At 40.5% G+C, this 26751-nt stretch carries 32 protein-coding genes; 17 read left to right on the forward strand and 15 right to left on the reverse strand.

From position 1 onward, the window contains the following. On the reverse strand, positions 1–1128 hold the full coding sequence (locus SYN7502_RS07700) for an aldo/keto reductase (RefSeq protein ID WP_015168285.1): 1128 nt from the start codon (positions 1126–1128) through the stop codon (positions 1–3). 158 nt (positions 1129–1286) lie between these two features. Between SYN7502_RS07700 and SYN7502_RS20180 the strand changes: the two genes are divergently transcribed. Continuing rightward, a complete protein-coding gene (locus SYN7502_RS20180; RefSeq protein WP_015168286.1) occupies positions 1287–1448 on the forward strand; it encodes a hypothetical protein in 162 nt (53 codons plus the stop codon). Between the two features lie 614 nt (positions 1449–2062). On the opposite strand, the gene SYN7502_RS20945 is transcribed toward SYN7502_RS20180, so the two are convergent. The 4 genes from SYN7502_RS20945 to SYN7502_RS20535 are packed head-to-tail and all read right to left on the reverse strand — an operon-like array spanning position 2063 to position 3232. After that, entirely contained in the window at positions 2063–2212 is a 150-nt protein-coding gene (locus SYN7502_RS20945) for a hypothetical protein (RefSeq protein ID WP_246829022.1), read from the reverse strand. Beyond that, positions 2170–2736, reverse strand: a complete 567-nt coding sequence (locus tag SYN7502_RS20525) for an IS630 family transposase (RefSeq protein WP_015168288.1) — start codon at positions 2734–2736, stop codon at positions 2170–2172. Before SYN7502_RS20525 ends, SYN7502_RS20945 begins: the two co-directional genes overlap by 43 nt. A gap of 2 nt (positions 2737–2738) precedes the next feature. Continuing rightward, complete coding sequence (locus tag SYN7502_RS20530; protein WP_210391335.1) at positions 2739–2954, reverse strand: winged helix-turn-helix domain-containing protein; 216 nt, start codon at positions 2952–2954, stop codon at positions 2739–2741. Continuing rightward, a complete protein-coding gene (locus tag SYN7502_RS20535; RefSeq protein ID WP_210391303.1) occupies positions 2951–3232 on the reverse strand; it encodes a helix-turn-helix domain-containing protein in 282 nt (93 codons plus the stop codon). Before SYN7502_RS20535 ends, SYN7502_RS20530 begins: the two co-directional genes overlap by 4 nt. Before the next feature lie 34 nt (positions 3233–3266). On the opposite strand from SYN7502_RS20535, the gene SYN7502_RS18805 reads away from it, so the two are divergent. The 4 genes from SYN7502_RS18805 (at position 3267) to SYN7502_RS07735 (ending at position 5329) form a co-directional block, all read left to right on the forward strand. Further along, on the forward strand, positions 3267–3578 hold the full coding sequence (locus SYN7502_RS18805; protein ID WP_041429315.1) for a transposase: 312 nt from the start codon (positions 3267–3269) through the stop codon (positions 3576–3578). Beyond that, positions 3532–4116 carry a transposase gene (locus SYN7502_RS07725; RefSeq protein ID WP_041429317.1) on the forward strand — a complete coding sequence of 195 codons (585 nt, stop codon included), beginning with the start codon at positions 3532–3534 and terminating at the stop codon, positions 4114–4116. The genes SYN7502_RS18805 and SYN7502_RS07725 overlap by 47 nt, the downstream gene beginning before the upstream one ends. Beyond that, positions 4106–4795, forward strand: coding sequence for a hypothetical protein (locus tag SYN7502_RS07730; RefSeq protein WP_015168289.1), 690 nt, complete (start codon positions 4106–4108; stop codon positions 4793–4795). The genes SYN7502_RS07725 and SYN7502_RS07730 overlap by 11 nt, the downstream gene beginning before the upstream one ends. A gap of 75 nt (positions 4796–4870) precedes the next feature. Beyond that, positions 4871–5329: a hypothetical protein gene (locus SYN7502_RS07735; RefSeq protein WP_015168290.1), complete on the forward strand. Its 459-nt coding sequence runs from the start codon at positions 4871–4873 to the stop codon at positions 5327–5329. Positions 5330–5502: 173 nt separating this feature from the next. On the opposite strand, the gene SYN7502_RS07740 is transcribed toward SYN7502_RS07735, so the two are convergent. Together SYN7502_RS07740 and SYN7502_RS07745 are read right to left on the reverse strand one after the other, a co-directional pair. Further along, positions 5503–6294, reverse strand: a complete 792-nt coding sequence (locus SYN7502_RS07740; protein WP_015168291.1) for a hypothetical protein — start codon at positions 6292–6294, stop codon at positions 5503–5505. An 85-nt stretch (positions 6295–6379) separates the two neighbouring features. Further along, on the reverse strand, positions 6380–6781 hold the full coding sequence (locus SYN7502_RS07745) for a hypothetical protein (RefSeq protein ID WP_041430039.1): 402 nt from the start codon (positions 6779–6781) through the stop codon (positions 6380–6382). 228 nt (positions 6782–7009) lie between these two features. Between SYN7502_RS07745 and SYN7502_RS07750 the strand changes: the two genes are divergently transcribed. Then, a complete protein-coding gene (locus SYN7502_RS07750; protein WP_168130339.1) occupies positions 7010–7204 on the forward strand; it encodes a hypothetical protein in 195 nt (64 codons plus the stop codon). A gap of 120 nt (positions 7205–7324) precedes the next feature. Here the strand turns inward: SYN7502_RS07750 and SYN7502_RS07755 are convergent, their stop codons facing one another. From SYN7502_RS07755 to SYN7502_RS07765, 3 genes are all read right to left on the reverse strand, one after another. Beyond that, positions 7325–8545: a heavy metal-binding domain-containing protein gene (locus SYN7502_RS07755; RefSeq protein WP_015168294.1), complete on the reverse strand. Its 1221-nt coding sequence runs from the start codon at positions 8543–8545 to the stop codon at positions 7325–7327. A 300-nt stretch (positions 8546–8845) separates the two neighbouring features. Next, positions 8846–9235, reverse strand: a complete 390-nt coding sequence (locus SYN7502_RS07760) for a type II toxin-antitoxin system VapC family toxin (protein ID WP_015168295.1) — start codon at positions 9233–9235, stop codon at positions 8846–8848. A gap of 8 nt (positions 9236–9243) precedes the next feature. Then, positions 9244–9489, reverse strand: a complete 246-nt coding sequence (locus SYN7502_RS07765; RefSeq protein ID WP_015168296.1) for a type II toxin-antitoxin system Phd/YefM family antitoxin — start codon at positions 9487–9489, stop codon at positions 9244–9246. A gap of 165 nt (positions 9490–9654) precedes the next feature. Between SYN7502_RS07765 and SYN7502_RS07770 the strand changes: the two genes are divergently transcribed. Together SYN7502_RS07770 and SYN7502_RS07775 are read left to right on the forward strand one after the other, a co-directional pair. Beyond that, positions 9655–10479 (forward strand): M90 family metallopeptidase, encoded by an 825-nt coding sequence (locus SYN7502_RS07770; RefSeq protein ID WP_015168297.1) that lies wholly within the window; start codon positions 9655–9657, stop codon positions 10477–10479. A gap of 436 nt (positions 10480–10915) precedes the next feature. Beyond that, positions 10916–11617 carry a putative antibiotic biosynthesis monooxygenase gene (locus SYN7502_RS07775; protein ID WP_015168298.1) on the forward strand — a complete coding sequence of 234 codons (702 nt, stop codon included), beginning with the start codon at positions 10916–10918 and terminating at the stop codon, positions 11615–11617. Here SYN7502_RS07775 and SYN7502_RS07780 read toward each other — a convergent pair. Continuing rightward, entirely contained in the window at positions 11598–12362 is a 765-nt protein-coding gene (locus SYN7502_RS07780) for an SIMPL domain-containing protein (protein WP_015168299.1), read from the reverse strand. The genes SYN7502_RS07775 and SYN7502_RS07780 overlap by 20 nt on opposite strands. A 125-nt stretch (positions 12363–12487) precedes the next feature. Between SYN7502_RS07780 and SYN7502_RS07785 the strand changes: the two genes are divergently transcribed. Next, complete coding sequence (locus tag SYN7502_RS07785; RefSeq protein WP_015168300.1) at positions 12488–13603, forward strand: GNAT family N-acetyltransferase; 1116 nt, start codon at positions 12488–12490, stop codon at positions 13601–13603. Positions 13604–13625: 22 nt separating this feature from the next. Here the strand turns inward: SYN7502_RS07785 and SYN7502_RS07790 are convergent, their stop codons facing one another. Beyond that, positions 13626–15002: a hypothetical protein gene (locus SYN7502_RS07790; protein ID WP_015168301.1), complete on the reverse strand. Its 1377-nt coding sequence runs from the start codon at positions 15000–15002 to the stop codon at positions 13626–13628. Between the two features lie 206 nt (positions 15003–15208). Further along, positions 15209–16471, reverse strand: coding sequence for an efflux RND transporter periplasmic adaptor subunit (locus SYN7502_RS07795; RefSeq protein WP_015168302.1), 1263 nt, complete (start codon positions 16469–16471; stop codon positions 15209–15211). A 215-nt stretch (positions 16472–16686) separates the two neighbouring features. Here SYN7502_RS07795 and SYN7502_RS07800 point away from each other — a divergent pair, with 215 nt between their 5' ends. After that, positions 16687–16935, forward strand: a complete 249-nt coding sequence (locus SYN7502_RS07800; protein ID WP_015168303.1) for a Ycf34 family protein — start codon at positions 16687–16689, stop codon at positions 16933–16935. Here the strand turns inward: SYN7502_RS07800 and SYN7502_RS07805 are convergent. Further along, on the reverse strand, positions 16921–18819 hold the full coding sequence (locus SYN7502_RS07805) for a polysaccharide deacetylase family protein (protein ID WP_015168304.1): 1899 nt from the start codon (positions 18817–18819) through the stop codon (positions 16921–16923). The genes SYN7502_RS07800 and SYN7502_RS07805 overlap by 15 nt on opposite strands. A gap of 136 nt (positions 18820–18955) precedes the next feature. Here SYN7502_RS07805 and SYN7502_RS07810 point away from each other — a divergent pair, with 136 nt between their 5' ends. The 7 genes from SYN7502_RS07810 (at position 18956) to SYN7502_RS07840 (ending at position 25526) form a co-directional block, all read left to right on the forward strand. Further along, entirely contained in the window at positions 18956–20239 is a 1284-nt protein-coding gene (locus tag SYN7502_RS07810; protein ID WP_015168305.1) for a SufS family cysteine desulfurase, read from the forward strand. Positions 20240–20412: 173 nt separating this feature from the next. Beyond that, entirely contained in the window at positions 20413–20760 is a 348-nt protein-coding gene (gene rplU, locus SYN7502_RS07815) for a 50S ribosomal protein L21 (RefSeq protein WP_015168306.1), read from the forward strand. Between the two features lie 55 nt (positions 20761–20815). Next, positions 20816–21094 (forward strand): 50S ribosomal protein L27, encoded by a 279-nt coding sequence (rpmA, locus tag SYN7502_RS07820; protein WP_015168307.1) that lies wholly within the window; start codon positions 20816–20818, stop codon positions 21092–21094. A gap of 216 nt (positions 21095–21310) precedes the next feature. After that, positions 21311–22060, forward strand: coding sequence for a nickel pincer cofactor biosynthesis protein LarB (larB, locus tag SYN7502_RS07825; protein ID WP_015168308.1), 750 nt, complete (start codon positions 21311–21313; stop codon positions 22058–22060). Positions 22061–22184: 124 nt separating this feature from the next. Continuing rightward, the gene (locus tag SYN7502_RS07830) at positions 22185–23762 is read left to right on the forward strand and encodes a photosystem II high light acclimation radical SAM protein (RefSeq protein ID WP_015168309.1); all 1578 of its coding nucleotides are present in this window, start codon (positions 22185–22187) and stop codon (positions 23760–23762) included. Further along, positions 23762–24178 carry a hypothetical protein gene (locus tag SYN7502_RS07835; protein WP_015168310.1) on the forward strand — a complete coding sequence of 139 codons (417 nt, stop codon included), beginning with the start codon at positions 23762–23764 and terminating at the stop codon, positions 24176–24178. Before SYN7502_RS07830 ends, SYN7502_RS07835 begins: the two co-directional genes overlap by 1 nt. A 142-nt stretch (positions 24179–24320) precedes the next feature. Then, complete coding sequence (locus SYN7502_RS07840) at positions 24321–25526, forward strand: site-2 protease family protein (RefSeq protein ID WP_015168311.1); 1206 nt, start codon at positions 24321–24323, stop codon at positions 25524–25526. 169 nt (positions 25527–25695) lie between these two features. On the opposite strand, the gene SYN7502_RS07845 is transcribed toward SYN7502_RS07840, so the two are convergent. Beyond that, complete coding sequence (locus tag SYN7502_RS07845) at positions 25696–26706, reverse strand: phosphoribulokinase (RefSeq protein ID WP_015168312.1); 1011 nt, start codon at positions 26704–26706, stop codon at positions 25696–25698. Positions 26707–26751 lie beyond the last annotated feature (45 nt).

Below are 26751 nucleotides of genomic sequence, written 5' to 3' on the forward strand. Positions count from 1 at the left end.
TTATTCCCATAGTCTTTTGCCATCTTGGGTATGTAAGCGGTTATGAGTATCTCGCAGTAAATCAGGAATATTTAAGTTTTCGGGACAACGGGGTAAACAATCACTACAGTCATTACATTTATTTGCTTTTGCTCCGGGGAACCAATGTCCAGCATTTTCAAACATTTTATAGCGATATTTACCAAACTCTTCCATATCAAAGGCGATCGCCAAGTTGCGTAATCTTAAAACCTCGGGAATATTAATATTTTCGGGGCAGGGTAAACAGGCATAACATTGCGAACAGCGATCACTCCCTAAAGCCAAATATTGAGTATCTAAATTTTTCAGTAAAGACTGCTCTAGTTCACTTAGGGGTTGATCGTTATCCCACACGCGTTTATGGGAGTCAAACTCTTGGGGATTTGCCGCACCTAAGCTCAGGGTATGGATTCTGGGATCAGCTAACAAAAAGCGAGCGTTTAATTCCACTGGGGTATAAGGATGACAAAGTTGTTGAAGTTTTGCGGGTGGGTCATAGAGCATTCCACCTTTATCTGATGGAGAAATTATAAATACCCCCATATCTTTTTGGTGCGCTAATGCAATGGCGGGGGCGTTACGTTGATTGAAATAGTAATAGTGCAAATTTACCGACTCAAATAAATCCGTAGCGATCGCTCCCATAATTACTTCTAAGGAACCGTGGGTGGAAAATCCAACATGACGAATTAATCCCGCCTGCATTGCCTCCCGTACAGCCTGCATACAACCGTTGGGCTGCTTTACCATTTCTATATGCTCCCAAGTATTGATGCCATGAATGTCAAAGTTATCGATGTAGTCAAGTTGGAGTTTTTGCAGAGATTCTTTGATGAATTGCCGCATGGTACCAGCATCCTTGGTGGGTGGAATTTTTGTAGTTACAATTAGTCGCTCTCTTTGCTGCTTCAGTCCAGCCTTAAATGCTGCGCCAATATATACTTCGCTTTTGCCGTAACCCTTGGCAGTTTCCAGATGATTAATGCCTAGCTCTACCGCCTTAAAAGTTGTGGCAACAGCATTAGCTTCTGATTCTAAATAGCGCATGGTGCCAAAGGAAAACACCGACAAGTTCATTTCCGTCTTTCCGAATCGGCGATCGCGCATAGGTAATATCAAATTAAGATCAAGTTAGTTAATTACTAGTTTAATTAATAATTTATTGTTGTATCCTAGAAACTCAGTATAGTTAAGGGTTTAAAACCTCATCCCAAATTATTACTGCACCTATTTATTTTTATTCGTTATTTTTATTCTGCAAAATTATGGCAGCGATCGCTCGAGAACTTGGTCTAGCTCAAACCCTAAGTATTAGTAAGCTAGTGACAAAACTACAGGAAATTAAGGACTCAAAGGAAAAAGTCTCAGATAATGCTATTTCCGATCAAGATGCACCTAAATTAGATGCCAGCCCAGAGGGTGAGTAAGTTATATCAAGTCGCAAAGATTAAGCTACGGATATTAATAGAACCTATTCTTATCTTTTATTCCATTGCTGAAATTTTCAGCCTATATCCCCTATAGGCAGATTAGCCTGAAACTTTCCGTCTAATACATAGTTAGCTCATAGGAAAGATCACCGAATGTCTTATGTAGTAATAGATACTAACATTCTATATTCATTGGTTCAGATATCCCCGAACCCTAAAGTCAGTGCTAGCAATATTAAAAGCTATCAGTTAGCTACTACTACTGCCACTTTAATAGAGGCGATTTCAAAATTTCGCGGAGACCTACAATCTCTGCAAGCGTGTTTGCATCCTATTGTTAACGAGGAATATACCCTGCTAAGTGTTGGGCATGCGCCGCTATCTAACGAAGTTATAAAAGCTATCTTCAACGCAGGAAATCTCAGTGAGGTTCAAGATGTCATTGACCAAGTTGTTTCTTTCAAGATTTCAAGGGAGGCGGAATTCCTTAGGTTTGTCCTTATAGAGCCTGTTTCATATCTCATGAGTAGCAATTGTTTTTAGCATCAAGCGAATAAAGCAAAGATTGAGTTTAGCTGTAGCATTAACGAGAGTTCTCTCAAAGTTCTTAACTAAGATTTTGCATCTTTCAACCCAAGTACCCACCTTGTCGGCACAACTACAAACCCAGACAGACCTTTTTCTGCCTGCTTTTGCTTTGATACCTTATACCAAATCGTTAAATACGAGCTACAGATAAAGCCTCTAAAATATAATCCCACCCAACAATCGAAGCAATTACCTCCTGAGTCATAACTTCTAACCTTTCCCGCATTAATGCACGCAACTGGTCAAGATCTTTTGGCAGTTTCCACCTCAACCCTAATTTGAAATGCTGCCACACTCTTTCAATGGGATTAGTCTCAGGTGCATGGGCAGGCTGAAATAGCAAAATAATATTTTTAGGAATCTTTAACCGTTTTGCTCTGTGTGCTCCTGCTTGATCCACTTGCATAACGATGATGTCACCTTGAAAATATGTGCTTACTAAGTTCAGAAATACTTGGAAGCATTCACTATTAAGGTGAGTAAATTCATAGAAAAAGCTTTCCCCTGTTGATGGTTCTACAATTCGATAGAGGTAAGTTGCCTTAAACTGCCACTGAACTTTACCTTTGGGTTTGACTCCTCTTGCTGTGATCTTCCTTCCACTAATTGTCTTTAACCCAATTCGTGTTTCATCTTGACAAAAGAATCTCACTTTGCCATTTAGTCCGATTATATTAATGCCGAACCATGCAATCATGCTTATATTACTGGCAAGGTTTTTTTATATGCTTCTACTTGCTCTTCTGACTTTCCTGCACTGACTGGACGTGTCACTTTCGGTCTGGCTTTCAGCCGATATCGGACTAGATGATGCACAGTTTTATAGTTTGATTTGATTCCTAATTGGTTCTCTAACCATTGGCAGATCTGCCCATAACTTTCAAAGCCTTCTGCTTCTTCCAGCTTTTTTATCAATGCTTTCTGCGCCCATTGTGGAATACTCTGTTTTCGCCCTGTTCTAGGTTTAGTCCTACTATTCCCCCTTTGCGATAATTCCCTAACCAATCTTGCAATGTAACTCGATGCCGTCCCAGTATTGTCGATGCTGTCTGGATTGTGCTTGCTTGTTTTGTTTTTAACAGATACAGCATCTGAATTCTTTCTTTATCTGATGCGGTCTTTTGCACTCTCAGCATATGTTTTAGCTCTTCTTCACTTTCGCTGATCTCTAATTTGTATAGAGCCTGTTTCATATTTATTATGAGCAAGATTTATGATGCTTAGAAAATGCTAAATCCATACTCAAGTAGCCTAACAGATAAAGAATGGGAAATTATAGAACCATTGCTCCCAAAGAAAAAGCAAACTAGACCGCCAACTTGGGCAAAAAGACAAATTTTAGACGGCATACTCTACCAACTCAAAAACGGTTGTAATTGGCGAGATATGCCCCGAGACTTACCACCATTCTCTACAGTGTATCGATACTACAAGGAGTGGAAAGATACAGGTACATTTACTGCGATTATGGAAGCTTTACATGCAACAGCCCGTGAACAGTCAAAAAAAATCAAAATGGACAACTTTAATCATCATTGACTCACAAGCAGTGAAAAATACTTGTAATGCAAGTATAGAATCCAAGGGCTTCTGCTCCTACAAAGCAACTAACGGGATCAAAAGACATTTAGCCGTTGACACTCTGGGATTTCCTTTCTTTACCTATTTAACAAGAGCAAATGTATCAGATGACCAAGGACTGATTGAGATGTTAACGTTTAACATTGATTACTTCAAATCGAAGCCAGATGACATTACCCTAACTACGATATTGCTGGATAGTGGTTATCATATCGAAAAATTGACGACTGATTTACAGAAGGTTTATCCTGAGATTATGACTAAGATTAGGTTTGAAATTTCTCCTAAGGTATCAAAGCAACAGAAGGCAGAAAAAGGTCTGTCTGGGTTTGTAGTTGTGCTGACAAGGTGGGTAATTGAAAGGTCAAATGCTTGGGTTGAAAGATGCAAAATCTTAGTTAAGAACTTTGAGAGAACTCTCGTTAATGCTACAGCTAAACTCAATCTTTGCTTTATTCGCTTGATGCTAAAAACAATTGCTACTCATGAGATATGAAACAGGCTCTATAGCGGTAACTGTAGGAATTGTTGAAATGCTGCGGGACGAAGGATACAAATTTGAAGATCAAAATTTATCGCAAAAACAAACACTCCTTACTCGATCAATGCTTGAAGGGAATTTGGAATTCTTTGAGAAACACTTCCAACAGGAACTACGGAAAGGGTATAACGAAAATAATGAGCAAACGGCAGCGCTCGAAGCGTTTGCAATAAAATTGTCGTCACTGATCGATGTCTTTATATTCAATTTTCACATGGTTAAAACTGGAGTTCTGCTAGGTGAATCCTATAGCGAGGAAGATGCAGAGAGGTTGAAAAATAGTATTAGCTCAGACGTAACAAAGAAAAGAATAGCCAATATTCCTTTGAGCTATTTTGCCAAAAAGAAATACCATACGGTTGTTGATAGCTACCTCGTCCAAGTAAGAAATGAGCTGACAGGGAATGAAAATATGACAAGCGAAGCTTTAGAATACATAATTTCAAAAATGACTACCATGTATAAGCAAAAGGCAAAATTTCAAAAAAATGACATCTTTGATTTTTTCATACTGTTCTCTCTCCACCTTCCTAATGCATGCTTAGTTACACTTGATGAAAAATTCCTAGCATTGCTAAATTCAATCGATGCCAAAAGCTACTCACTCTGCAAGACCCTTGGATTCGTGAGCTAACAAGTTGCCACATGCGGAAAAATTAGGAGCGCAGCGAGTAATTTTCTGGTAAGCAAAGCGTTAGCATGGAAGAGTATGAAAATAACTACAGACAATGTACATGAAGCTGAAAATGCAATTAGAGACATTCTCTACATGTATTATGACCTCGTAAAATCTTATAAAGGTTTCGGTCATAATATTGAGTCTGGGAAGTTTAACCCGCTCAATTATATCGACGCAGTATTGGAAGAGCCTATTGGTTATACATTCGCTGTCGACATTGAACTCTTACAAAATGGTTCTGCAGTCGCGCTATTATGTGACTTAGTAAATATGTGGGACGAATTTGAAACTTCAGACGTACAGGTTTCTCCCATTATTGACCAAATTAAAGCAGCCTTAGTTTCTGGTCGTTTTAGGCATCTACCGGAATTCCAAAAAGCTATTGAGCTTGGTCTTGGTAATTCAGAAGAAGCATTTCGTAAAGAAATTATTTCTATTTATCAAAAGCATGTTTGTGGTTATTTTAATCGCATGAAAAATCAATGCTGACAAGTGGTTGCAGCAACAGTCGCTACGCTCCTTGGACAGTTTTTAAGTTATCTGTTTATCACTAAGATTAAGCACTTAAAAATGATTTGCTTCGTTGTTTAGTTCTGAGAGGTTGTTGGCGATCGCGGTTCAACTTTTGTGAGGAAATTAGAGAAGGTTTTGGACAATACTGCTTAGGAACTTCCCATTATCCAGTCAAGCTTACCAATAAGATCCCGATCTTCAGTAAGATCGGTTGCTACCCCTAGAGGACATTGTGCTGGTATCCGCAAACCCATTCGAGGCTCAAACCATCCATCTAGATCTGGGCGATCGATTTCCATATCCAACGAAAAGGGAACTAAGTGAATCAAATAGCCAATCCAATGTAGCGGTTGTTCGGCAATCGTAATTCGACCGAGTTTTACGCTTTCTTGGATGGGATACCATTCATCATCTGTGTCTACATCTTCATAGGCAAACATGGCTGCTAACCATGTTGGTAATGGTGAGTTTGGATGGTCTTGGCGAAACCATTGACTTAGCTTAGGGAAGGGAGAAGGGGTGAAATCATCACTTAGCCACACAGCCCCATTCATACTATGCAGATAAGTATATAACACCACCTGATAGTCTCCAGACGGCAGTGCGATCGCTTGAACGTCTGAGCTGTCTCCTGCCTCCATCCAATTATGCAGACAATCAGGATCGAAACCACCAGCGATCAGTACTTGTTCGTTGATTATTTTTAGTCGCCAACGCGCTCTTGCGATCCATTCTGAGGATTCGATTTCAGTAAGCGGTTCGTTCGTAACTACGCGAATCACACTATAGTCATCACCTTCTAAACTAAAGAGCGCAACCTTATTAGCCTCGACAAACTGTAGATCATGTTCACGATGGTCTGCCACAATCTGAGCAACTGCATCACCGGCAATCACACTCCAACTACCTGCATCATTGTAGAGATAAATATCTTGGCGCATAATTTCTGAGGGGGAGCAAACTGTTACTGTTGATTTTAATCAAGTTATCACTTCTCAAGTTATTTCAAAAAAAGTTCAGCCGATCTCAAACTTTTATCGACTCTAATTCCTTAATATTCTTAGGCACTTGTACCGTTATATATTTTCTCAATTCATCTTCTAAATTTTCAGCATTACGGTGCGCTTCCCAATTTTGAAAGCCAAGCATCCCAAAGAAATCCCATTTGCCCTGCATAGAATTATCATCTTCTGAGATAGTACCTTTATAGTTGACTGAGGCGCGTTTTTTAGTAATCGATATGTAAGTTTTGACAAAGCTGATATTTCGTCCTACCACTTCACCTTGTAATGTCGCCTCTCCCAGATAGCTATCATCCAAAATATTGCCGCAAAGCATATTACCATTCTGGATAAAGGTAGCCTGAAAACGAGTAGGTTTGCCCCTTTGCCAGTAAGTGCCAAGCCATGAGCCTGTAATATTAGCCATACTATCCATTACCAGTAGATATAACAGCAACTATAAAGCAAGTGGATCGCTAACCGTTACAAAATATGCTTTAGTTTTGGATCGGATAACGCTTTTGTTGAACGGAAAGTTTTATGACTAAGGATAAATTTAAAAAGATTTATGCTGAGAGTCTGGGGTTTGTAAGAGTCAACTCATACTTGCAATCAATTAGTAGTTGATTCTATGCTTATCCTTGGTGGGACACTGATGAGTGTGTTCGTTGTTTTCTTTGCTAAAGCACCAGCGATCGTAGGCATTTTAGTAATCCTGATCTTTACTAGCATTGCCGTATTCAATGGTTGGAAAGGATATGTCGAGCTTAAAGGTAATCCCATTATGATTCTTACCCCTAGTCAAATGGTTGTTGCACGGCTTAGTGATATTGTTGATACAAATGATTAGAAACTTGTTGGGGTAGTACTTTTCTCTCAAAGCAAATTTCCTCTAGGATTTTAGCTTGATTAACTACAAAAAAGTAACCATCTAAATGGGCTGATCTAGCATTAATGACTGTAAATATTTTTAACGGTGAACAAATCGAATGAAAATAAATATCAGCCAAAATACAAAAAACACCAACCCCGCAACTATTGCAAGAATGCTAGATGAGTTTGTGGGTTGGTTCAAGGAGACCGCCGAAGTCGTATCCGCAGTATTAATGAAGGTATCTTGATCACGAATAATTGCCTGTGGGATCAGGTTCTCTGATTCAGTCCTAACATCTGGCATTTGCTTTACGGCTGTACCAATGGCTAAAAACTCAATAATTCCACCACCTAAATTGTAAACATAGGTTTTGATGCCAACCACCTGATCCGCACCACAACGACGGGCATCTTCGGCGATATGCTTTAATGCCTCTTCTCTAGCTTCATAAATCAGCGTTGTCAACTCTCTAATTTCACCGCGCACAAAAGATTTGAAAAATGAGCTGATACCACCTAGCAATCCCAAAGAGTACACTGAAACTCCTAAGACTAGCTGCACAGGCATATATCCTTGGTTAATCAGGTTCCACATTTCTTCATTAGTTAGATCGCTAGCGATCGGGTTTTGGCGATAAACATCTGGTAGTAGTGGATGATGGGAAGCAGTACCAATCATCACCATTTCTTGCATTGCGCCCAATGGTAAAATCGATGTCTTGATGCCTACAACTGCATTGGCTCCTACTTCCCGTGCTTCTGATTTGATACGCTGAAGTGCTAGATGACGGGTTTGATTAAAAATGCGTGAAAATTCTTTGATCTCTCCCCTAGCAAGACTTTTCAAACTGCCTAATAGACCACCACCAACTCCAATCGAATAGGCGACATTGCCAAATACAAATTGTTTGGGCGTAAATCCACAATCAAGTTGGCAGTATAGAGCTTGTCCATCAGCTGATGTCGAAAATTCAAAATCTCTTGTTTTTTTGCCTTCACGATATACACAGGAACCGATCGCTAAAAATTCCACATTTGTACCGTGAAAAATTAGTTCATTAGAAACGCCCGTAATTCCCACGCCGCCGTGATGTTTAGCTTCTTCAAGCATTCTGGCATAGGCGCGATGCCTACCTTCATGAATAATCTTCGTGATTTGATGAACTTCACCTCCAACTAGAGTTTTCAGTCCCGAACCAATACTACTAATCAATCCAAGGGAGATCACACTGTTGCCAATCACTAGATCGCCTGCGGTTAGACCATGTTTTCGCAAACAGAAAATCTCATTGCCTGATAACCCTGTAATTACTACCATGTCTGTATCCCTTTATAAATTGAATGAATTTTTCTGATTTTTGGATCGCAAGCTGTTACAAAACTTGATACACGTAAGATTGGTTAGTGTAACAGAGCTAATATCTCAGGTTAGTATCTAGAAAGTAAATCTATGAAAGCACAACCTTAATTTTGTAACTCCTGAAGGGGAACGCAAGCAAGGAACTTTTAAAGCAGTTTGGCAGAAATCGCAAATTACCAGATTCTAGAGAACTTGCCCTTAGATATGACAGATCGGGATTCGGTATTTGTGAGGAAACTGGAGAAGACAAATATATCACTATGAATTTGCTGCCCAAAGGATAGAAATGTCTTGATATTGACTAAACATATTATCAGCCGTCACAATCGTCATATTTTCTATTTGAGCTTGTGCGATTAAGAGTCTGTCGAATGGATCGCGATGATGTAAAGGCAAAGCCGCAGCTTGGATAGCATGGTTAACTGAAATGTCAAGTGATCTTGCTCCCAATTGCACCATGCGACTTGATATATAGCTATCTAATGGTTCTGGTAATGGCAACTTGCCGATCGCTACTTTAATACCCATTTCCCACACACTTGCCACAGAGAACCACACTTCATTAGCTTCATCAACAATACAAGCGATCGCCTCCTCGCTAAGAAGCTCTGGCTGAGAAAACCACCACAACCAGCAATGAGTATCCATTAGAAGTTTCACCCTTCACTACCCTCAAATGCTGACAAAATATCTTCTGGCAAAGGAGCGTTAAAGTCTTCAGGCACAATAAACCTTCCCCGATCTATCCCTAAACTAGCCTTACGATTAGAAGAAGTAGAAAATGGCACTAGCTTAGCCACAGGAATACCTCGATTAGAAATAACAATCTCTTCCCCAAGTTCTACCCTCGACAAAAGGCGTGAAAGATTGGTTTTAGCCTGATGAATATTAACAGTTTCCATATAAACACACTAGACTAAGTTTATAGACTAAGTTTAGTATGGTTAATAAATCTTGTAAATGCAAAATCGTCACATATCCTAATGCGATCGCCGTTCGCCATTGGTAGCAAAATTTGAAAAGATGATGGCAGAGGGCTAAGAATCAGTTACCAGTAAAATTGCAATATGTTGCAACCCCTAGTTTTTTTAGTAACCATCGGATTAATAATTCTCTGGATTATCTTTCAACCAGTAATTTTGGCATTTCAACGCAAACGCATTGCCCAGCAGCCTTTTCCCGAACGATGGTTAGCGATTATTACCCGTAATGTTGCTATTTATCATTACCTAGACCCCGATCAACAAAAAGAACTGCAAGGACATATTCAGATATTTCTCAAGGAAAAGCAGTTTATTGGATGTCTGGGGCTACTGGTAACTGAAGAAATGAAAATTACAATTGCCGCGATCGCTTGTCTATTACTATTCAACAGACGACATACTTACTTTCCCAACTTACGCTCAATTTTGGTTTATCCCAATGCTTATATAGTCTCGGAAACGATTAGCGATGGATTGCTTTTACAAGAGAGACGAACGATTAGACTTGGGGAGTCATGGACAAAAGATCAGTTAGTTTTAGCATGGGCGCAGGTCGAGCAAGATATTACCCGATGGCAAGATGGACGTAATGTGGTTTTACATGAATTTGCTCATCAATTAGATCAAGAGGAAGGAAAGACGGCAGGTGTGCCAATTTTGCTGCGCCAGTCGGATTTTGAGTTATGGGCAAAAGTAATGAGCAAGGCGTATTTAGAGTTATGCGATCGCTTAGAACGGAATAAGAAAACAATAATTAATAGCTATGGAGCCACCAGCCCCGCAGAATTTTTTGCAGTTGCCACAGAAACTTTTTTTGAACAACCAATGGCACTAATGAAAGAGTACCCCGATCTATACTCCCTGTTTGAATACTACTATTACCTCAATCCCGTTGAATGGGGAAAGTAATTTCGGTAGTGTTATCAAGGAAATGTTCTTTAAAACTTTTACAACGTAATGTAAAACTATTTTTGAGCTATTGCTCTGAGTTTCTTTGAGCTACCGAAAACTTAAACTTCTCAAACAAGAGTGCAAACTTAGATTTGTCTATGATCACCTTGCCAAGCACATAGTTATCAACACATCCCGTTTATGAAAACCAATACAGTTAAAGACGATTATGATCGATAAATTGCTTCTGTTTTTAGCTGGATAACAGGCAACTCAGAAATAGCAATCAAGCATAATCATGAGTTTCTGTATTAGGCGATCGCTAGCTATTCCCAGAAAATAACTAATTTTGCACCTAAAATTAAATAACGATTAAATAATGAAACTTTGTAAAGCATGGGTACCAATATCCTCGCGCAATCTCTTACAAAACAAGGCATAGATGAGATTGATTATGTCCGAAGCTGTAAATAGTTTTAATGATCCTTCTGTTACAGTTGTGATCTCAAGACGGGTTAAACCCGAATGCAAAGTAGAATTTGAGTCATTTTTATCTGGAATCGTTAATGCCTGCGGGCAGTTTCAAGGACATTTAGGTACCAACATTTTTCGACCTGTTAATTCCGACGACCCAGAGTATCGCATCATTTTTAAGTTTGATCGCCTTAGTAATCTTCGGAACTGGGAGAAATCACCAGAACGACAGCACTGGTTTGCCATAGCAGAACCTCTTACGATCAGTCCGCCCCAAATTCAGGTAGTAACTGGCTTGGAGACTTGGTTTACCCTTCCCGGTAATCCGTCAATTACACCTCCACCTCGATATAAGATGGCTGTGGTGACATGGTTGGCAGTCTTTCCGTTAATTACTTTGATTTCTGTAGCTCTGAAGCAACTATTGGTGATGCTACCTTTAGTAATCCGTGTGGCAATTATTACGGCGATCGCAGTTCCAACAATGACCTATCTCCTTATGCCCCAAATGACCAAATTATTCTCAAGTTGGTTATATCCAATAATAGATATGGCAGATACGGCATCACCTGCAAATAATGAGAATTTAAAAGTACTAGAAACTAGCCAATTCGCAAACCCACTGCCTAAATTGGAAACTGCTAAAGAAGACCTTGACTTAATTAATCTACGGCAAAGGTAATGGAAACCACGGCGGTAATGTCTTTGTCTATGGTTGCAGTGTTATAGACTCCCCCGCCACTTACTTCTGTGGAAAATCGAGGTGTAATTTGAAAGGCATCGGTTTCAGCACGACGGACAACACCCACTTTATTCCCAGTTACGGAAGCGATCGCATCGGCACGGGCTTTAGCATTCTTAGCAGCTTCGGCAATCATTTCTACCCGTAGTTGACTGAGTTGGGTATATAAATATTCTGGTGGCTCAGATACATAGGGAATACCTTCGTTAATTAAATCCGTACTAGATTGCGCTACCTTGGCGATGGCATTTACATCCTTAGAACTAACTTCAAAGCGCTGGGTCAGCTTGTATGCCAGAGTCTTACCCGTAGGATTACCGTTAATATACTCTGCGATCGCCTCCGTAGTAATGGCACTGAGACTAAGAGAACTATCACTAATATTCTGGGACTTTAGGTAAGCAAGTACGCGATCGCTTGAGCGTTTTACCTCTTGATAAGCCTGCGGTAGGGTAGATTGCTGACTAGATACGGAACTGCGCCACACAGCATAATCCGCTTGAATTGGACGTTTCGCCGAACCGATAATGGTTAGGGAATCACTGACCCGTAATGACCGCAAAGCTGAACTTCCGACAATTGCTGACCCACTTACTGCGATCGCGATCGCCACCAACCCCCAAAAGACTTGTGGAAACCTGCTAACCTGTTTTTGATCTTCTTGATCCTGTGCTTGATTAGACATAAATTAATTATCTTTCTAACTTTTAGATTAGAGCATTCTCTTAGAACACAGATCGATTTGGCAAAACCTCTGAACTGCTATATATAGTATGCTAGATATTACATGTAAACTCTCAAGCGATCGCTATGCAGCCTTTTTCTCCTCCCAGTGTAACAGTCCGACCTGTGCAGTATCGAGATTTAGAAGCGATTCATCTTTTACAAAATAGTTTTGAAATATCATCTCCTGACTACGCTCCCGACTATGTAGGGCAGATTAATCAATGGTTTAAGGTGGTGCGCTTTATTAGCTGGCTACCTAACCCTTTGAGCAATCTATTTAGAGCCTATGTTGCTGAAGTAGGTGGACAAATTTTAGGATTTATTCGTGTATCTCCAGTTAATCACAGCCGTACTACATGGCAGATCGATCAAATTAGTGTCATGACTGGAATTCAACGCCATAATATTGGCACCCAGCTAATTCGTCACTGTCTTGAGTCCTGCTGGGAAGCACGCACCTGGATATTAAATGTAGATGTTAACTGCAAAGATGCGATCGCCCTGTATAGACAAAATGGTTTTCAACCCCTGGCACAAATTACCGACTGGGAAATTCCCTTTGCCTCTCTCCATGAAATTGCCCAAAATCAACAGCCCGATCTGCCCAATCTCTTGCCTGTGAGTAATGCCGATGCCTTTCTGCTGTACCAACTAGATACTGCTGCCATGCCGCCACAGATTCGCCAAGTTTATGATCTAAGCATCAATGATTTTCGTCAGAGTCTTGTGGATAAAGCGATCGAACATGGTCAAAATGTCTTAAAGTCAACCCAGCATGTCACGGGCTATGTATACGAACCTCAACGCAAAGCAGCGATCGGCTATTTTTCCCTAGTTTTACAATCAGCCCAATCAACCCACAACTGTCACCTCACAGTTCATCCCGCCTATACATGGCTATACAAAGAGCTTGTCGCCCAAATGGCACGCATTATTGATCAAGAAAAAACACCATCCTCTGTACTAGTTTCCTCCGCCGACTATCAACCCGAACGAGAAGCATACCTAGAGCAAATTCAAGCTACGCGCAAACGTCACTCTATGCTGATGGCAAGGTCGGTATGGCATAAGGTTCGAGAAACTAAACCCGCCTTAGATGCCCTGCAACTATCGAGAATGCTGACAGGACTCCAACCTGTGCAAAAACCCATTCCAGGTAGAATTGATACACCTCCGTCGGCAAACCCAGATAATCAATAATCCCAACTAATGATTCATCTCATCACTTATTCATTTCATCATAAATGGCAGCCGTACTAGGTGATGAGCTAGTTAAAGCTTGGAACACCCAGAATTTAATCAAGCCATCTAAAAATACAGGCACAGTGGCAATAAAAGCCAAGGTTAAATCTCGGTTTTCTGGTAAGCCAAAATGTACAGAGAAGGTATCGATTAAAACTTCCCAGCCATGACTAGAATGGTAGCCAACAAAAGTATCAGTTATTACAATGATTAAAAATGCCTTGGCATTATCGTTGAGACCATGAATAGTCTCATCTATGAACTGTTTAATTATTTTTACTTCTTTTTTGCCTGTCAGTAAAATAGCGTAAACGACAAATCCTGCGGTCATGTCAGCAAATAAGTTTTGAACTCCTTCTAAGCTTAAGTCTTGATAAAGCTTATAGATTTCTTGTACTTTTTCTTGCAAAATCTCCTCAACTTTTTGCCCACTTACCTCATCAGGTCTCCCAGAGAGTAAAGCCTGAAACTCGACTTTTGCCCTTTCTTCTCGGTATTCAGCTAAGGCACGTTCTTCAATTTCTTTACTAAACTGAAACTCAACTTTGTGACGACTTTCCCAACTCTTAACCAGGGGTTTATACAAAAAGTTTTTAGATACCTGCTGGGTGGAAATAGTAACTACAACCAAAATAATAATAAATCTAATGCCAATATTGATCCGCCGTCGAGTTTGTCGAGCATCTTGAACTAGTTCTTGTTCGTACTTATCACCAGAGGTAATGTTGCGACGAATTCGTTCTAGGGATTGCAAAATTGAAATCGGCACATAGGTTTGCTCCACATATTTGGGGGTAAAGTCACTATGCTCAACGCTCATACTTACTGAATTAGCATCTGACTTAATAGGACTTTTGGGTGTATTGTTATGAGTCTTGGGAGCAATACCTTTAACTCCTTCTAAAAGTTTGGCAGACTGATGACTAGCCGCAGTTTCATTCACAGGCTCAGAAATATTGGCACGATACCTAGATAAAATTAGATCGATGAATACTAGCTTCTGTAAAATCGTGGGCGTAGCATACTCTCCATTAGTATTTCCATTACCATTATTTATGGCTTTGACTGGCGGTTTAATCGCATCGGATTTTAAAAAGTTGGGAATTCTGGAGCTTAATCGATATTCTGCTAACCTGACATCTATAGTGATCAAAGCATTCTGCAACTGAGTTTGAAATAGACTGTAGGTATTATCAGCATAGCCCCAATTTCTGGATATAGGATTACCTTCAAAATAGTCATCTTCTAACTTTTTAACTGCAACTGCGGCTTTGTAGGCTAGGTCAATTGCTCTTGCGGGAGTATCTTTAACCCAGCGATTTAGGTCAGACCAGAAATTTTTAAATCCACCTTTCACGATTAATTTAATTCCTTAATTTTTATTAGTTATTAATTCAGCTATTAATTCTAAATATTTTAGCTATTTGCTATTTTTAAATTTTTCATGGTTTTTAAAATTTGTTTTTACAATCAAGACCTCTTTGAGCGAAGCTTTATTTATATCAAATTTGCATTAACTATAATTAGCTAGTAACTAGATTATTAAATAGATTAAATTGAATACTAATTAGTTTTAGGTAGCTGATTATCTGGAAGCTTAATAAATACTAAATTCCCAGAGGTAACACCAGTTAAAATTTGAGTCTGATTATCAATGGTGATCCCAATGGTAACCGCTTGAAACCGAGGTTTTTGATTTTGATCCGGAGTATATACCCCTGTTTGCCCTTTTTCGGTGGCGATCGCTACGGTCGGTACCAATAGAGCGTTATTAATTCTTGATCCCAGAAATATGAGATTAGCATTCATCCCTGATTTTAGCTGAGATAAACCCGTATTTAATTTTACCCTAACTTGAAAAGAGGTAACATTCTGCTCGATTACGGCTTCGGGGGCAATGAGGCGTACCTCTCCCATAAAAGTTTGATCGGGATAGGCATCAGCGATAATTTCTACTTTCTGCCCAATTTTAATTTGAGCAATATCTACCTCCGGAACTTTTGCCAAGATTTCTAGCCCACTAGCAGCCGAAACAATCGAAGTTGAACTACCCGATCCCACCGCCGACGCAGAGGTTGTCGGAGTGACAAATGCCCCCACATTGGAAAATTTCTGGGTGATAATGCCATCAAAGGGAGACTTGATAATTGTGTCGTCTAACTGGACTAGTGCCGCATCTAAGCGGGCTTTTGCTTCTTGTGCTTGTGCTAGAGCTTGGGCAATATCTTCAGGTCTTGAGCCATTTTGCAAAAGTTCCAGTTGCCTTTGCAGTTCGATTAAGTTGGCGGTGGTTGCTTTTTGATCTGCGAATAATTCATCAAGGCGATCGCGGGTAATTACTCCTTGGTTTGCTAAATCTTGATTGCGGACTAAACGGGTACGGCTAAGGTTAGCTCTGGCTCTAGCAGATTCTAGTCGAGCTTGGGCAGCAGCAATATCTTCGCGCCGACTACCCGATTGCAATTTATTCAGGTTGGCTTGGGCATTGGCAAAACTAGCTTGGGCTTGGGCAATTTGGGTTTGAATGCTGCGGTCATCCATTTTGGCAATAATTTGTCCTTTACTAATGCGATCTCCCTGTTCCACATAAAGCTGTGCCAATTGACCTGCAACTTTAGGACTAAGGTTTACGGTTTGGATCGGTTGAACTATACCACTAGCTCTGATTTTGAGGTTTAAGGATTTAGAAGTAACAGGAACCGTTAAATCAGTTATATTTTGGGTCTTTTGAGTTTGGGTGAGGGAAAAAGTAGCGATCGCCCCTACTGTAACTAAGCCTGTAACTATAACAGGTAGCAACCAAGAATTCGGCTTAGAAATTTGCATTCAGTATTTTATTCCTTTAAGTCTCATATCCATTTTAGCCAAATCTAGATTTAAAAGGGTTCGGTTCTAGGGCAAAACCCCAATTGAGGACAAAGTTCCAAGTTCTCTTCGTCCGTACTTTATTCTGTAAATCTGAGTGCGTAAGTTCTAATTTAAGTGAGTTAAATAAGTGAGTTAAGATAGAAAGCAATTGCAGTTAAGTTGGGGAAAAGTATATGTGTATTTGCGTCAACTGTCACTATGTCGATCGCTGTATTACTTACCATGCCGTCGAAGAGCAGCATCAGCAACCCCATTTAACTGCTAGTCCAGATTTTGAGGCAAATTCACCCAGTATAAACGTCAATATTCGCACCGATAATCAAGGGATTGAGATGGAATGGGATGTGGTGGGCTGTCTCAGCTTTTCTGAAGAACTAGGTAAATGGGCAAAACTCCGCCCTGGTCAGTTAATTCCGACTTAAGCAAGTAACTGCTCCATCCCACTTGGTACTCATAGTTTGGTCTGGGTTTAAAAGCGCAACAATGTGGGGAACGGGACGGGGATCATAACTCATCAGAGACTTACCCCGATATGCCAAGGAGGCACTAGCTCCAGAATCTAGCATGACCGCCTCTTGCAAGCCAGCTTTTGCTAGTAATTTTCCTAGGTTCACAGAATCAATCATTTCCATGGTCACGCCAATTACGGGTCTTCCCTTGCGATCTATACCCCAGAACGCCCGATCGCGATTGGCATCAAAACCATACAATTTACCAAAACTAGCTGCATCCTGAGGCTGTCCATTTTTTACCAGCCACCCAGCCGCGACAAAGGCATCGGTAACATCGGGCATTTCTGCTTGTAATTGCTCTTTAGTCGAGTGCAGAGTGGGATTGTAAGGAATAAACTTAATATCGCTAGGGCTAATTAACACTAGGGGACGATTTTTAAGTAGGGGATTTTCACCTGATCGCCCCACATCTAATACCCCTGCATCCTCAGCAAATTGACTGAGCACTGGTCCAATCATTTTATTGCTTTCTAGGGATTGCAAAGAGAAAAAGCCCCCATCAACGGCAGCGATCGCCTTGGCAGTTTTCATAATTTCTCGCACTTGAGCGCGGGTGTGGTGATGCACAGTTACAGGTCTTCCGCCAGAGATTAGCGTGATGGGCAGACCATCAAAATTCACCAGTTTTTTGGAAATTGGACTGGCAAAGTTGACTACGGTGCTGTCGGGTAAGTTATCTATGTCCTTATCGCTGGTATTTCCTGAATCAGGTACTCCATTACTAGCGATCGCTATGACATCAGCAAAACGAGATTGTCCATAACGTCTAATTGCTAATAGATCATCGGATTTTTCTGCGGGCAATTCATCCCTCGGATCGAGGCTCATGGTTAGGGCAGCTTCATAGCCAACTTCTTTAACCTGATCTTTAATGCGATCGCTATAGGAACCCTCAGGATAGGTGAAATATTTAATAGCAATGCCCAATTCTTTTTCCAGAACTTGCTTAGAAATGCGTAACTCGCGATCTACTTGAGCTTCATCAATCCTCGATAAATTAAAGTGATTGACCGTATGGGAGGCGATCGTAATTAATCCGCTTTTATACATTTCTCTAATCTGATCCCAATTGGCTTTAGGCTTGTTTCCGCCTTTACCCACAAAACCTGTGTGAATAGACCAAACCGCAGGATAGCCATATTTTTTTAGTAATGGAAAAGCATACTCGTACTGACCAAGGTAGTTATCATCAAAGGTCAATAAAATTGGATTTGCTGGCAGAGTTGCTCCCGTTCTCAGATGATTAACCAACTGATCCATGGTGATCGGCGTTAAGCCATTGGCTTGAATGGTTGCAAAATGCTGTTCTAGTTCTTCGGGAGTGACATCCCAATCTAGTTGCTTATCTTTAGTAATGTCGTGGTACATCACAATTGGTACACTGGCACGGCGGGCGCGATCACTAATTTGGGGAAAGGGAGCAGGATAGAGTCTAGCGACTAGATCAGGAGCCATTTGATTATTAAAATATTGCCATGCTGGTAGGGGGTTTGTAGCGATTTGAGCAGCTTGCCATGCTCCATTTAGGGAATTTGCAACGGCAACGGTGGAATTTAAGCGGCAGGATTGAGTAGCAACTGGATTGAAATTTATATTCGTTGAGTTTGCGTTTGAGGCGATCGCCACATTATTATTTACAGAATTATCAGGCAAGTTATCTGATGGAGAACCATAAAAAGCACTGAGCCTAATATTTTTAACACCTCCAGTCATTACCGCCGCAATTCCAGCCCCAATTCCTACACCAGCAACGGTTAAGCCTACTAAAGCCCCCACCATTGTTACTTTGTTCATACCACTACCGTAAAACAGCTAGGATATTTATATCAATATTTGTTGCTTTTTTAGTTAAATTATCAAATCTATATTTGTCACTCCTTGTTACGAAGGGCAATGCTAGAATTCAGGTACCATAAAATTTCTATTCCCAATGATTTTAGTACCCGAGCTAATTAGTCTAAACTCTGAAACCTTAGCTAATCAGACCCGCCCAGATTTTCCCATCTTAGATCAAGACATTAATGGACATCCCTTGATCTATTTTGATAATGCTGCCAGTTCCCAAAAACCACTTCAGGTTCTCAATGCTTGGCGTAACTATTATGAACATGATCATTCCAATGTGCATAGAGGGGCACATACTCTGAGCCGTAGAGCCACAGAAGGTTACGAAGCCGCCCGTGACAAAGTGGCAAAATTTATTAATGCTCGTTCTGCTCAGGAAATCATTTATACCCGCAATGCTACCGAGGCGATTAACCTAGTTGCCTATAGCTGGGGTATGGCAAACCTCAAAGCTGGGGATGAAGTAATTTTGTCGGCAATGGAACATCACAGCAATATTGTCCCTTGGCAAATAGTGGCGCAAAAAACCGGGGCGGTTCTGAAATTTGTGCAACTAACTAAAAGTGAAGAATTTGACCTAGATCACTACAAATCCTTGCTGAGTGATCGCACTAAATTAGTATCCATCGTTCATATCTCTAATACCTTAGGCTGTATTAATCCAATTGCCGAGGTAATTACCCTAGCACATCATTACGGTGCCAAAGTCCTAATCGATGCCTGCCAAAGTGTCCCCCACATGCCCATTAATGTCCAAGAGATTGATTGTGATTGGTTAGTTGCCTCTGGACATAAAATGTGTGCGCCCACAGGTATCGGCTTTCTGTATGGCAAATCCGAGATTTTGAATCAAATGCCACCTTTTTTGGGCGGAGGGGAAATGATTGCTGAGGTGTATTTAGATCACTCTACCTATGCCGATTTACCCCATAAGTTTGAAGCAGGAACTCCCGCCATTGGTGAAGCGATCGCCCTTGGTGCTGCCGTTGACTATTTAACAGCGATCGGGATGGAGCGAATTCATCGCTATGAACAGGAATTAATCAGTTACCTAATACCCCAGTTGCAGGATATTCCTGAGTTAAAAATCTATGGCAACCTTAACCACCGTGCTGGATTAGCATCGTTTAGTGCTACGGGTTATATCCATGCCCATGATATTGCCCAATTATTGGATCAAGAAGGCATTGCCATTCGGTCTGGACATCACTGTACACAGCCCCTCCACCGCTACTTAGGCATAACTGGTACCGCTAGAGCTAGTCTATATTTCTACAATACTAAAGCTGAAATTGATGCTTTTATATTCTCCCTCAAAGAAGCGATCTCCTTTTTCCTCTCCATAGATTTACTTCAACAGCAAGATTAAGCTTGCATGGATAATTATAGTTAATGTATAGTTAGGGACTGTGTAATTATTCACGCTCGGATCAGGTAAGTTTACGATTTGACGATCATTTGTCCTTGCAAATACTTCAAAACCTAATCAAACCTTAAATTGATTAACTTCAATACCTGTACGGCATTCAATCTATAAAAATTATGAGCTACGCAATTATTCAAACAGGTGGGAAACAGTATCGTGTGGAACCAGGACGGTTCTATGACGTAGAATTACTGCATTTTGAACCAGATTCTAAACTAACAATTACCGATGTACTGCTGGTCAGTCAAGATGATACTACGGTGATTGGGCAACCTTTGGTTACAGGCGCAACGGTTGAAGCTACGGTTTTGCAGCACCTAAGGGCAAAAAAAGTAATTGTCTATAAGATGCAACCTAAAAAGAAAACTCGCAAAAAAAATGGGCATCGCCAGAATTTGACTCGAATTATGGTTGATACCATTAACTTGGGGACAACTGAGACAGCTACAACTGAGGCAGCATAATCAGTTACTGTTAGTACTTTTATTTTTTAGATTAATTTTTTGGAGATAAATAGCGATGGCACACAAAAAAGGTACGGGTAGTACTAGAAACGGACGGGACTCTAACGCTAAGCGTCTAGGCGTAAAACGCTATGGTGGCGAAACTGTTACCGCAGGCAGTATCATCGTGCGACAAAGAGGGACTAAAATCCATCCCGGTAATAACGTAGGACGTGGTAATGATGATACTTTGTATGCCACCGTTGAAGGGGTAGTTACCTTTGAACGTCTGGGTAAATCTCGTAAAAAGGTTAGTGTTTATCCTGTAGCACCAGTTGCGATCGAAGCAGCCTAAGCAAATATTTTGAATTAATTTGAATTAAAAGTGGAAAGTAGGTGTTACCCAATAATGGTAATGCCTTTTTTTATAGCATTTTACCGCTCTATATCTATTGATTAAGTCTATTTATTAAGGCTTTGCGACTCTCACTGCTAATCGAAGTCGAATAATATATTTATTCAGCATTTTTACTCTATTTTTGTTCCTATATTTTCTATATTTATTTACGGTATGTCCGAAAACCTCAGTAACCTCCTGCAAGCCGTAGCGATCGGAGAAATTTCGCCCCAAGAGGCTCTGCAAAAGCTGCAATATCTCAACTTTGAGCCAGTTAGTGATTTTGCCAAAATCGATCACCATCGGTCATTACGCACTGGGTTTCCTGAGGTGGTATTTGGGTTAGGTAAAACTCCCGATCAAATTATTGCCATTATGAAAGTTTTATACGCTAAAAGCGGACAGGCGATCGCTACCAAAATTAGCTCTTCGGTACATAGTCAAATTCAACCATTTTTACCAGACTTACAATACTCGGCGATCGCTCAGATTTGTTATCTAGGAGAAGTTCAATCTAATCAAAAGGGGAAAATTGCAATTATCAGTGCAGGAACTGCCGATTTACCCATTGCCGAAGAAGCTGCCCTGACGGCAGAATTATGTGGTTTCACGGTTCAAAGGCTTTGGGATGTGGGAGTAGCGGGAATCCATCGTCTGTGGCAACACCAGCATCTATTAACAACGGCAGATGTATTAATTGTGGTGGCGGGAATGGAAGGAGCTTTACCTAGTGTGGTGGCAGGCTTGGTTAGCTGTCCCGTGATTGCTGTACCTGCTAGTGTTGGCTATGGGGCAAATTTTAATGGCATTGCGCCTCTTTTAACTATGCTGAATTCCTGTGCCACTGGTATTGGAGTGGTGAATATTGACAATGGGTTTGGAGCCGCAATTTTAGCAGGGAAAATCCTAAAGCTAGGCAAATGAGCTAAAACTTGGGCGATCCCCGCAGCTATTGCGTTAAAATTAGGGATATGTAAAGACTTTTTAACAACTTTTAATATCGATTTAATATCAATTAAAACTAACCACAAAATTAATTAGAAGAACTATGGCAATTAGCAATTCCCTTCAGGATGCGTACCGCCGCATTCTCTATGTTAGGCTCCCTTGCAATCCGATATTTCCCATTGGGGTAGTTTATCTTGCCGATCATATTCATAAAATTGCCCCAGATGTAGAGCAATGTATCTTTGATATGGGAACTGTCCCCCCTTTAGATTTTTTCACAGCCCTAGATGCCAGTATTGATGAATTTAAGCCCAATTTGCTAGTATTTTCATGGCGAGATATTCAAATCTATGCGCCGGTGGGTGGACGCGGTGGCAATCCTCTGCAAAATGCCTTTGAGTTTTACTATTCCCTCAATCCCATTATCAAACTTCGTGGAGCCTTAAACGGACTGCGTTTATTTACTTCCTATTACACGGAGCTATGGCGCAATTCTGCTTTGATTAAACGGGGATTAGCACGGGCAAAACAATATCATCCTGAAGCTAGGGCAATGATTGGTGGTGGTGCAGTTAGTGTGTTTTATGAACAATTAGGAACTAAGCTACCCAAAGGTACAATTATCTCGGTTGGTGAAGGGGAAGCTCTTTTAGAAAAATTGGTAAAAGGTGCAAGTATTGAGAGCGATCGCTGCTATGTCGCAGGAGAACAAAAACCTCGAAAAGGTCTAATCCACGAGCAACCCGCCCCGATTGAAAAAACTGCTTGCAATTACAACTATATTGAGTCGATTTGGTCAGACTTTAATTATTATTTCCGCGATCGCGACTTTTTTATTGGAGTGCAAACTAAACGAGGCTGTCCCCATAATTGCTGTTACTGCATTTATACGGTGATTGAGGGCAAACAGGTACGCATAAATCCTGCGGATGAAGTTGTCAAAGAAATGCGAGAACTTTATGATCGGGGCGTACGTAATTTTTGGTTTACCGATGCTCAGTTTATTCCTGCGAAAAAATATATTGATGATGCCGTAGAACTTTTAGAAAAAGTCGTTGATTCGGGGATGACCGATATTCATTGGGCAGCATATATTCGGGCGGATAATTTGACCCCAAGACTATGTGAACTGATGGTACAAACGGGCATGAGCTACTTTGAAATCGGTATTACCAGTGGCTCCCAAGAGTTAGTACGAAAAATGCGGATGGGTTATAACCTCCGAGTTATTCTGCAAAACTGTCGTGATCTGAAGTCGGCGGGATTTAATGAATTGGTATCTGTGAATTATTCATTTAATGTAATTGATGAAACCTTTGATACTATTCGCCAAACCATTGCCTATCATCGGGAATTAGAAAAAATATTTGGTGCCGATAAAGTGGAGCCAGCTATCTTTTTCATTGGCTTACAACCCCATACCCATCTAGAGGAATATGCTTTTAAAAATGATATCCTCAAGCCTGACTATGACCCTATGAGTATGATGCCTTGGACAGCTAAAAAATTATTGTGGAACCCCGAACCCTTGGGATCATTTTTTGGCGAAGTATGTCTACAAGCTTGGCAACGAAATGAAAATGATTTTGGACGAGAGGTAATGAATATCTTAGAAGAGCGTTTAGGTAAAACTGAGTTGGAGTCAGCCTTAGTTGCGCCAGTTTTGGTTAAAGCTTAATGCAGAATCGCCGTAATATCACAGCTTTTCTCACAATTTTATTCATCATAATTTTAGTAGTGATTTTGACGGAAAAATTTATTGCTAAATCTGCCAAGGTTCGTGTTCCTACTCCTCCCAAACCGCCTGATTCTTCTCCGCAGTCCCAGCCTTTTACTGTCCCCAAAGTATCAAATCCAGAAAAAAAGGAACTTGTTGGAACCAAAACAAATCAGAATTCTAAAAAAGTATCAAGGGGAAATGAGCTTGACTTAAGTAGTTTCCAAGATGATAAAAGTAAAGAAAGAGGTAAAAATAATATTGGGCGATCGCCTGAGGAGAAAAACCCTACCTGTATAGTTCAGCTTAACCAAAATGCTATGCAAGACTATATTGTCCAAGATTTCATCGATCGCTATGAATGCTCAACTAAGTAATCTAATCATCTAAGTTTCTACTCAATTTCTACTCAACAGTATGGCAATATGGTTTTATATCTCGTCTTAATCGCTAAATAGTCTTGAAATTTAGGATTTATAAGTTAGGAGGAAGTCAATTGGTAACAGCAGGACAAAAATCATGAAAGGTGGCATTCGGGTTGGGGCAATTTGGGGCATTCCCCTCTATATAGACCCATCTTTAGTTTTAATCTTGGGACTATTAACCATAGACTTTAGTGCCTCCTATACGCGTATAGCTCCCAATTTAGCGTGGCTATTTGGACTGATTACCGCCTTATTACTATTTACATCAATTCTTTTACATGAGCTTGGGCATAGCCTCACCGCCAGAGCAAACGGCATCGGGATTGAAGCTATTACCTTAAATTTTTTAGGTGGCTTAACCTCCATGAAAAGGGAAACCCAAAACCCTGGTACTGAATTTAAAGTAGCGATCGCTGGACCATTGGTAAGTTTAGCATTAGCGATAGTTTTACTGTGGACTGCATTTTTGCTCCAAGCTATTCAGCCCATAATTAGCATCGTAGCTTTGCAATTGGGGCAGATTAATTTGGTGCTAGGTATTTTTAATTTATTACCTGGTCTTCCCCTTGATGGTGGACAAGTTCTCAAAGCCGCCGTTTGGAAATATACAGGCAATTATTTTACTGGGATTCGGGTTGCTGCCCGCAGTGGTCAAGTCCTAGGCTGGTTTGGCATTCTCTGGGGTTTTGCTGTTTCCCTAAGTTCAGGGCAGTTTTTATCAGGGCTATGGCTAATAGTTTTAGGCTGGTTTATTCTTGCTAATGCAGGTGCCTATCTTCAGCTTACTGATCTGCAACAGGCTTTATCAGAAATTACGGCAGAAACTGCTATGACCAGAGACTTTCGGATTATAGATGCTGATATGTCTATCCGCCAATTTGCCGATGAATTTTTACTAATGCGGGAATCAGAAACCCAACCATTATTTTTTGCTTCTTCTAACGGACGCGATCGCGGCATGGTAATACCCTCTGAAATCAAAAATAGCGATCGCCAAGAATGGGTAACAAAAACTATCAATGACATTACCAAACCAATTAAATCCTTGGATGTCGTCGAGTTAAATACCAAAATTACAGAGGTAATTAAAATATTAGAAACCAAAAAATTACGAGAACTTACTGTGCTATCAAGGGTTGGTTCTGTAGCAGGCGTAATAGATCGGGGTGATATCATTCGGGCATTGTCTCAAAAGCTCAACTGGCGCATCTCCGAATCCTATATTAAACAAATTAAAGCCGAAGGCAGATTTCCTCTAAATTTAAATCTCCTTGAGATCATCTCTCAAATATCGACATAATCTTGATTTTTAGTGAAAGATAAGGTTTGCGGGTGTGGGGCTTCACATTTATAGACTCAAATTTATACACTCAATAAAAAAGCCCCAAAATTAGGGCTAATTAGATAAATTACAAACTTAGTTTTAAATTAGTTTTTCAAGTGTTTTTTACCTCTCCCAGACTAATTTCTTAGACCAAAGATGGGACTCTAGTAGCAACCGATTCTTTTGTTAAACGTTCGTAGGTGGCACGCATTTTTAAGCCCACAATTACTTGTAGCAAACCAGTACCATTATTAGAACCGGGATAATCAGGGTGCTTTAATAATAATTGGGTCATTTCCCCATAGTCCTTGGTATCAAGATTACTTAAATGATTTTCGATATAAATCACTTCATCAAGGCGATCAAATTGACCATCCACTTCTAACACAGTAACAGGGTGTCCGTAATAGGAATCCGAACCGTAGTAAAAGCGCATTCCGGGATAGGAACAGGTAAGTTTCTTGCCGCAGGGTGTCCAAGTAATATCCGAGCCTTCATCAAACAAGTAAACTGGCTGGAAATTTTCCACAGAGTCTCTCTGCACAAGACGGACACGCAGAACTTTGCGATCCTTATCGTCTTTGATTAAGTTGGTGGGTAAAATTTGAATTACTACGTCAGCATGAGCTTTTTGGGGATCAATATATGCGGAGAAATCTGGACGACGAGCTTCGATCGCCTGCATAACATCAGCTAAAGTATGACCACGTTCCGCCATATCTCTTTGAATTTTCCAAGCAATTTTTACTTCATCACTGAGATCAAGGTAAACGCTGAAATCAAGGAGCGATCGCACTCTTTCGTCATAGAGAGGATGTAAACCTTCAATCACGATAATGTGGTTTGGTTTAATCAATTCTGGTGGATCAATTAAGCCAGTCTCATGATTATAGATAGGCTTCATAATCGACTCACCGCTTTTTAATGCTTTGATCTGCTCGTACATCAGGTCAAAATTATTTGCACGAGGATCAAGAGCAGTAATACCTGTCTGCTTACGTTGCTTGCGATCAAGACTATGGTAATCATCCAAGCAAATAACCGTCATAAATTCTTCGCCAAACAGGTCTATTAGTCGGCGTAAAAAAGTGGATTTTCCACAGCCAGAATCTCCTGCCACGCCTATCAAGACAACGCGCTCGGGCTTATTGCTCATAAAACTTAATTGATCCTTTAGACTTTGTGTATTTAATACTACTTT

Source organism: Synechococcus sp. PCC 7502 (assembly GCF_000317085.1).
Lineage (GTDB): Bacteria > Cyanobacteriota > Cyanobacteriia > Pseudanabaenales > Pseudanabaenaceae > PCC-7502.

Coding starts and splice junctions, on each gene's coding strand:
- SYN7502_RS07730 (WP_015168289.1), top strand. CDS start 4,106: ATGAGATATGAAACAGGCTCTATAGCGGTAACTGTAGGAATTGTTGAA.
- SYN7502_RS07775 (WP_015168298.1), top strand. CDS start 10,916: ATGTCCGAAGCTGTAAATAGTTTTAATGATCCTTCTGTTACAGTTGTG.
- SYN7502_RS07755 (WP_015168294.1), bottom strand. CDS start 8,545: ATGGTAGTAATTACAGGGTTATCAGGCAATGAGATTTTCTGTTTGCGA.
- SYN7502_RS07760 (WP_015168295.1), bottom strand. CDS start 9,235: ATGGATACTCATTGCTGGTTGTGGTGGTTTTCTCAGCCAGAGCTTCTT.
- SYN7502_RS20180 (WP_015168286.1), top strand. CDS start 1,287: ATGGCAGCGATCGCTCGAGAACTTGGTCTAGCTCAAACCCTAAGTATT.
- SYN7502_RS07750 (WP_168130339.1), top strand. CDS start 7,010: ATGAGTGTGTTCGTTGTTTTCTTTGCTAAAGCACCAGCGATCGTAGGC.
- SYN7502_RS07830 (WP_015168309.1), top strand. CDS start 22,185: ATGGCAATTAGCAATTCCCTTCAGGATGCGTACCGCCGCATTCTCTAT.
- SYN7502_RS07835 (WP_015168310.1), top strand. CDS start 23,762: ATGCAGAATCGCCGTAATATCACAGCTTTTCTCACAATTTTATTCATC.
- SYN7502_RS07735 (WP_015168290.1), top strand. CDS start 4,871: ATGAAAATAACTACAGACAATGTACATGAAGCTGAAAATGCAATTAGA.
- SYN7502_RS07845 (WP_015168312.1), bottom strand. CDS start 26,706: ATGAGCAATAAGCCCGAGCGCGTTGTCTTGATAGGCGTGGCAGGAGAT.
- SYN7502_RS20525 (WP_015168288.1), bottom strand. CDS start 2,736: ATGATTGCATGGTTCGGCATTAATATAATCGGACTAAATGGCAAAGTG.
- SYN7502_RS07785 (WP_015168300.1), top strand. CDS start 12,488: ATGCAGCCTTTTTCTCCTCCCAGTGTAACAGTCCGACCTGTGCAGTAT.
- SYN7502_RS07770 (WP_015168297.1), top strand. CDS start 9,655: ATGTTGCAACCCCTAGTTTTTTTAGTAACCATCGGATTAATAATTCTC.
- SYN7502_RS20535 (WP_210391303.1), bottom strand. CDS start 3,232: ATGAAACAGGCTCTATACAAATTAGAGATCAGCGAAAGTGAAGAAGAG.
- SYN7502_RS07840 (WP_015168311.1), top strand. CDS start 24,321: ATGAAAGGTGGCATTCGGGTTGGGGCAATTTGGGGCATTCCCCTCTAT.
- SYN7502_RS07740 (WP_015168291.1), bottom strand. CDS start 6,294: ATGCGCCAAGATATTTATCTCTACAATGATGCAGGTAGTTGGAGTGTG.
- larB (WP_015168308.1), top strand. CDS start 21,311: ATGTCCGAAAACCTCAGTAACCTCCTGCAAGCCGTAGCGATCGGAGAA.
- rplU (WP_015168306.1), top strand. CDS start 20,413: ATGAGCTACGCAATTATTCAAACAGGTGGGAAACAGTATCGTGTGGAA.
- SYN7502_RS07805 (WP_015168304.1), bottom strand. CDS start 18,819: ATGAACAAAGTAACAATGGTGGGGGCTTTAGTAGGCTTAACCGTTGCT.
- SYN7502_RS18805 (WP_041429315.1), top strand. CDS start 3,267: ATGCTAAATCCATACTCAAGTAGCCTAACAGATAAAGAATGGGAAATT.
- rpmA (WP_015168307.1), top strand. CDS start 20,816: ATGGCACACAAAAAAGGTACGGGTAGTACTAGAAACGGACGGGACTCT.
- SYN7502_RS07810 (WP_015168305.1), top strand. CDS start 18,956: ATGATTTTAGTACCCGAGCTAATTAGTCTAAACTCTGAAACCTTAGCT.
- SYN7502_RS07795 (WP_015168302.1), bottom strand. CDS start 16,471: ATGCAAATTTCTAAGCCGAATTCTTGGTTGCTACCTGTTATAGTTACA.
- SYN7502_RS07780 (WP_015168299.1), bottom strand. CDS start 12,362: ATGTCTAATCAAGCACAGGATCAAGAAGATCAAAAACAGGTTAGCAGG.
- SYN7502_RS07800 (WP_015168303.1), top strand. CDS start 16,687: ATGTGTATTTGCGTCAACTGTCACTATGTCGATCGCTGTATTACTTAC.
- SYN7502_RS07765 (WP_015168296.1), bottom strand. CDS start 9,489: ATGGAAACTGTTAATATTCATCAGGCTAAAACCAATCTTTCACGCCTT.
- SYN7502_RS07700 (WP_015168285.1), bottom strand. CDS start 1,128: ATGCGCGATCGCCGATTCGGAAAGACGGAAATGAACTTGTCGGTGTTT.
- SYN7502_RS07745 (WP_041430039.1), bottom strand. CDS start 6,781: ATGGCTAATATTACAGGCTCATGGCTTGGCACTTACTGGCAAAGGGGC.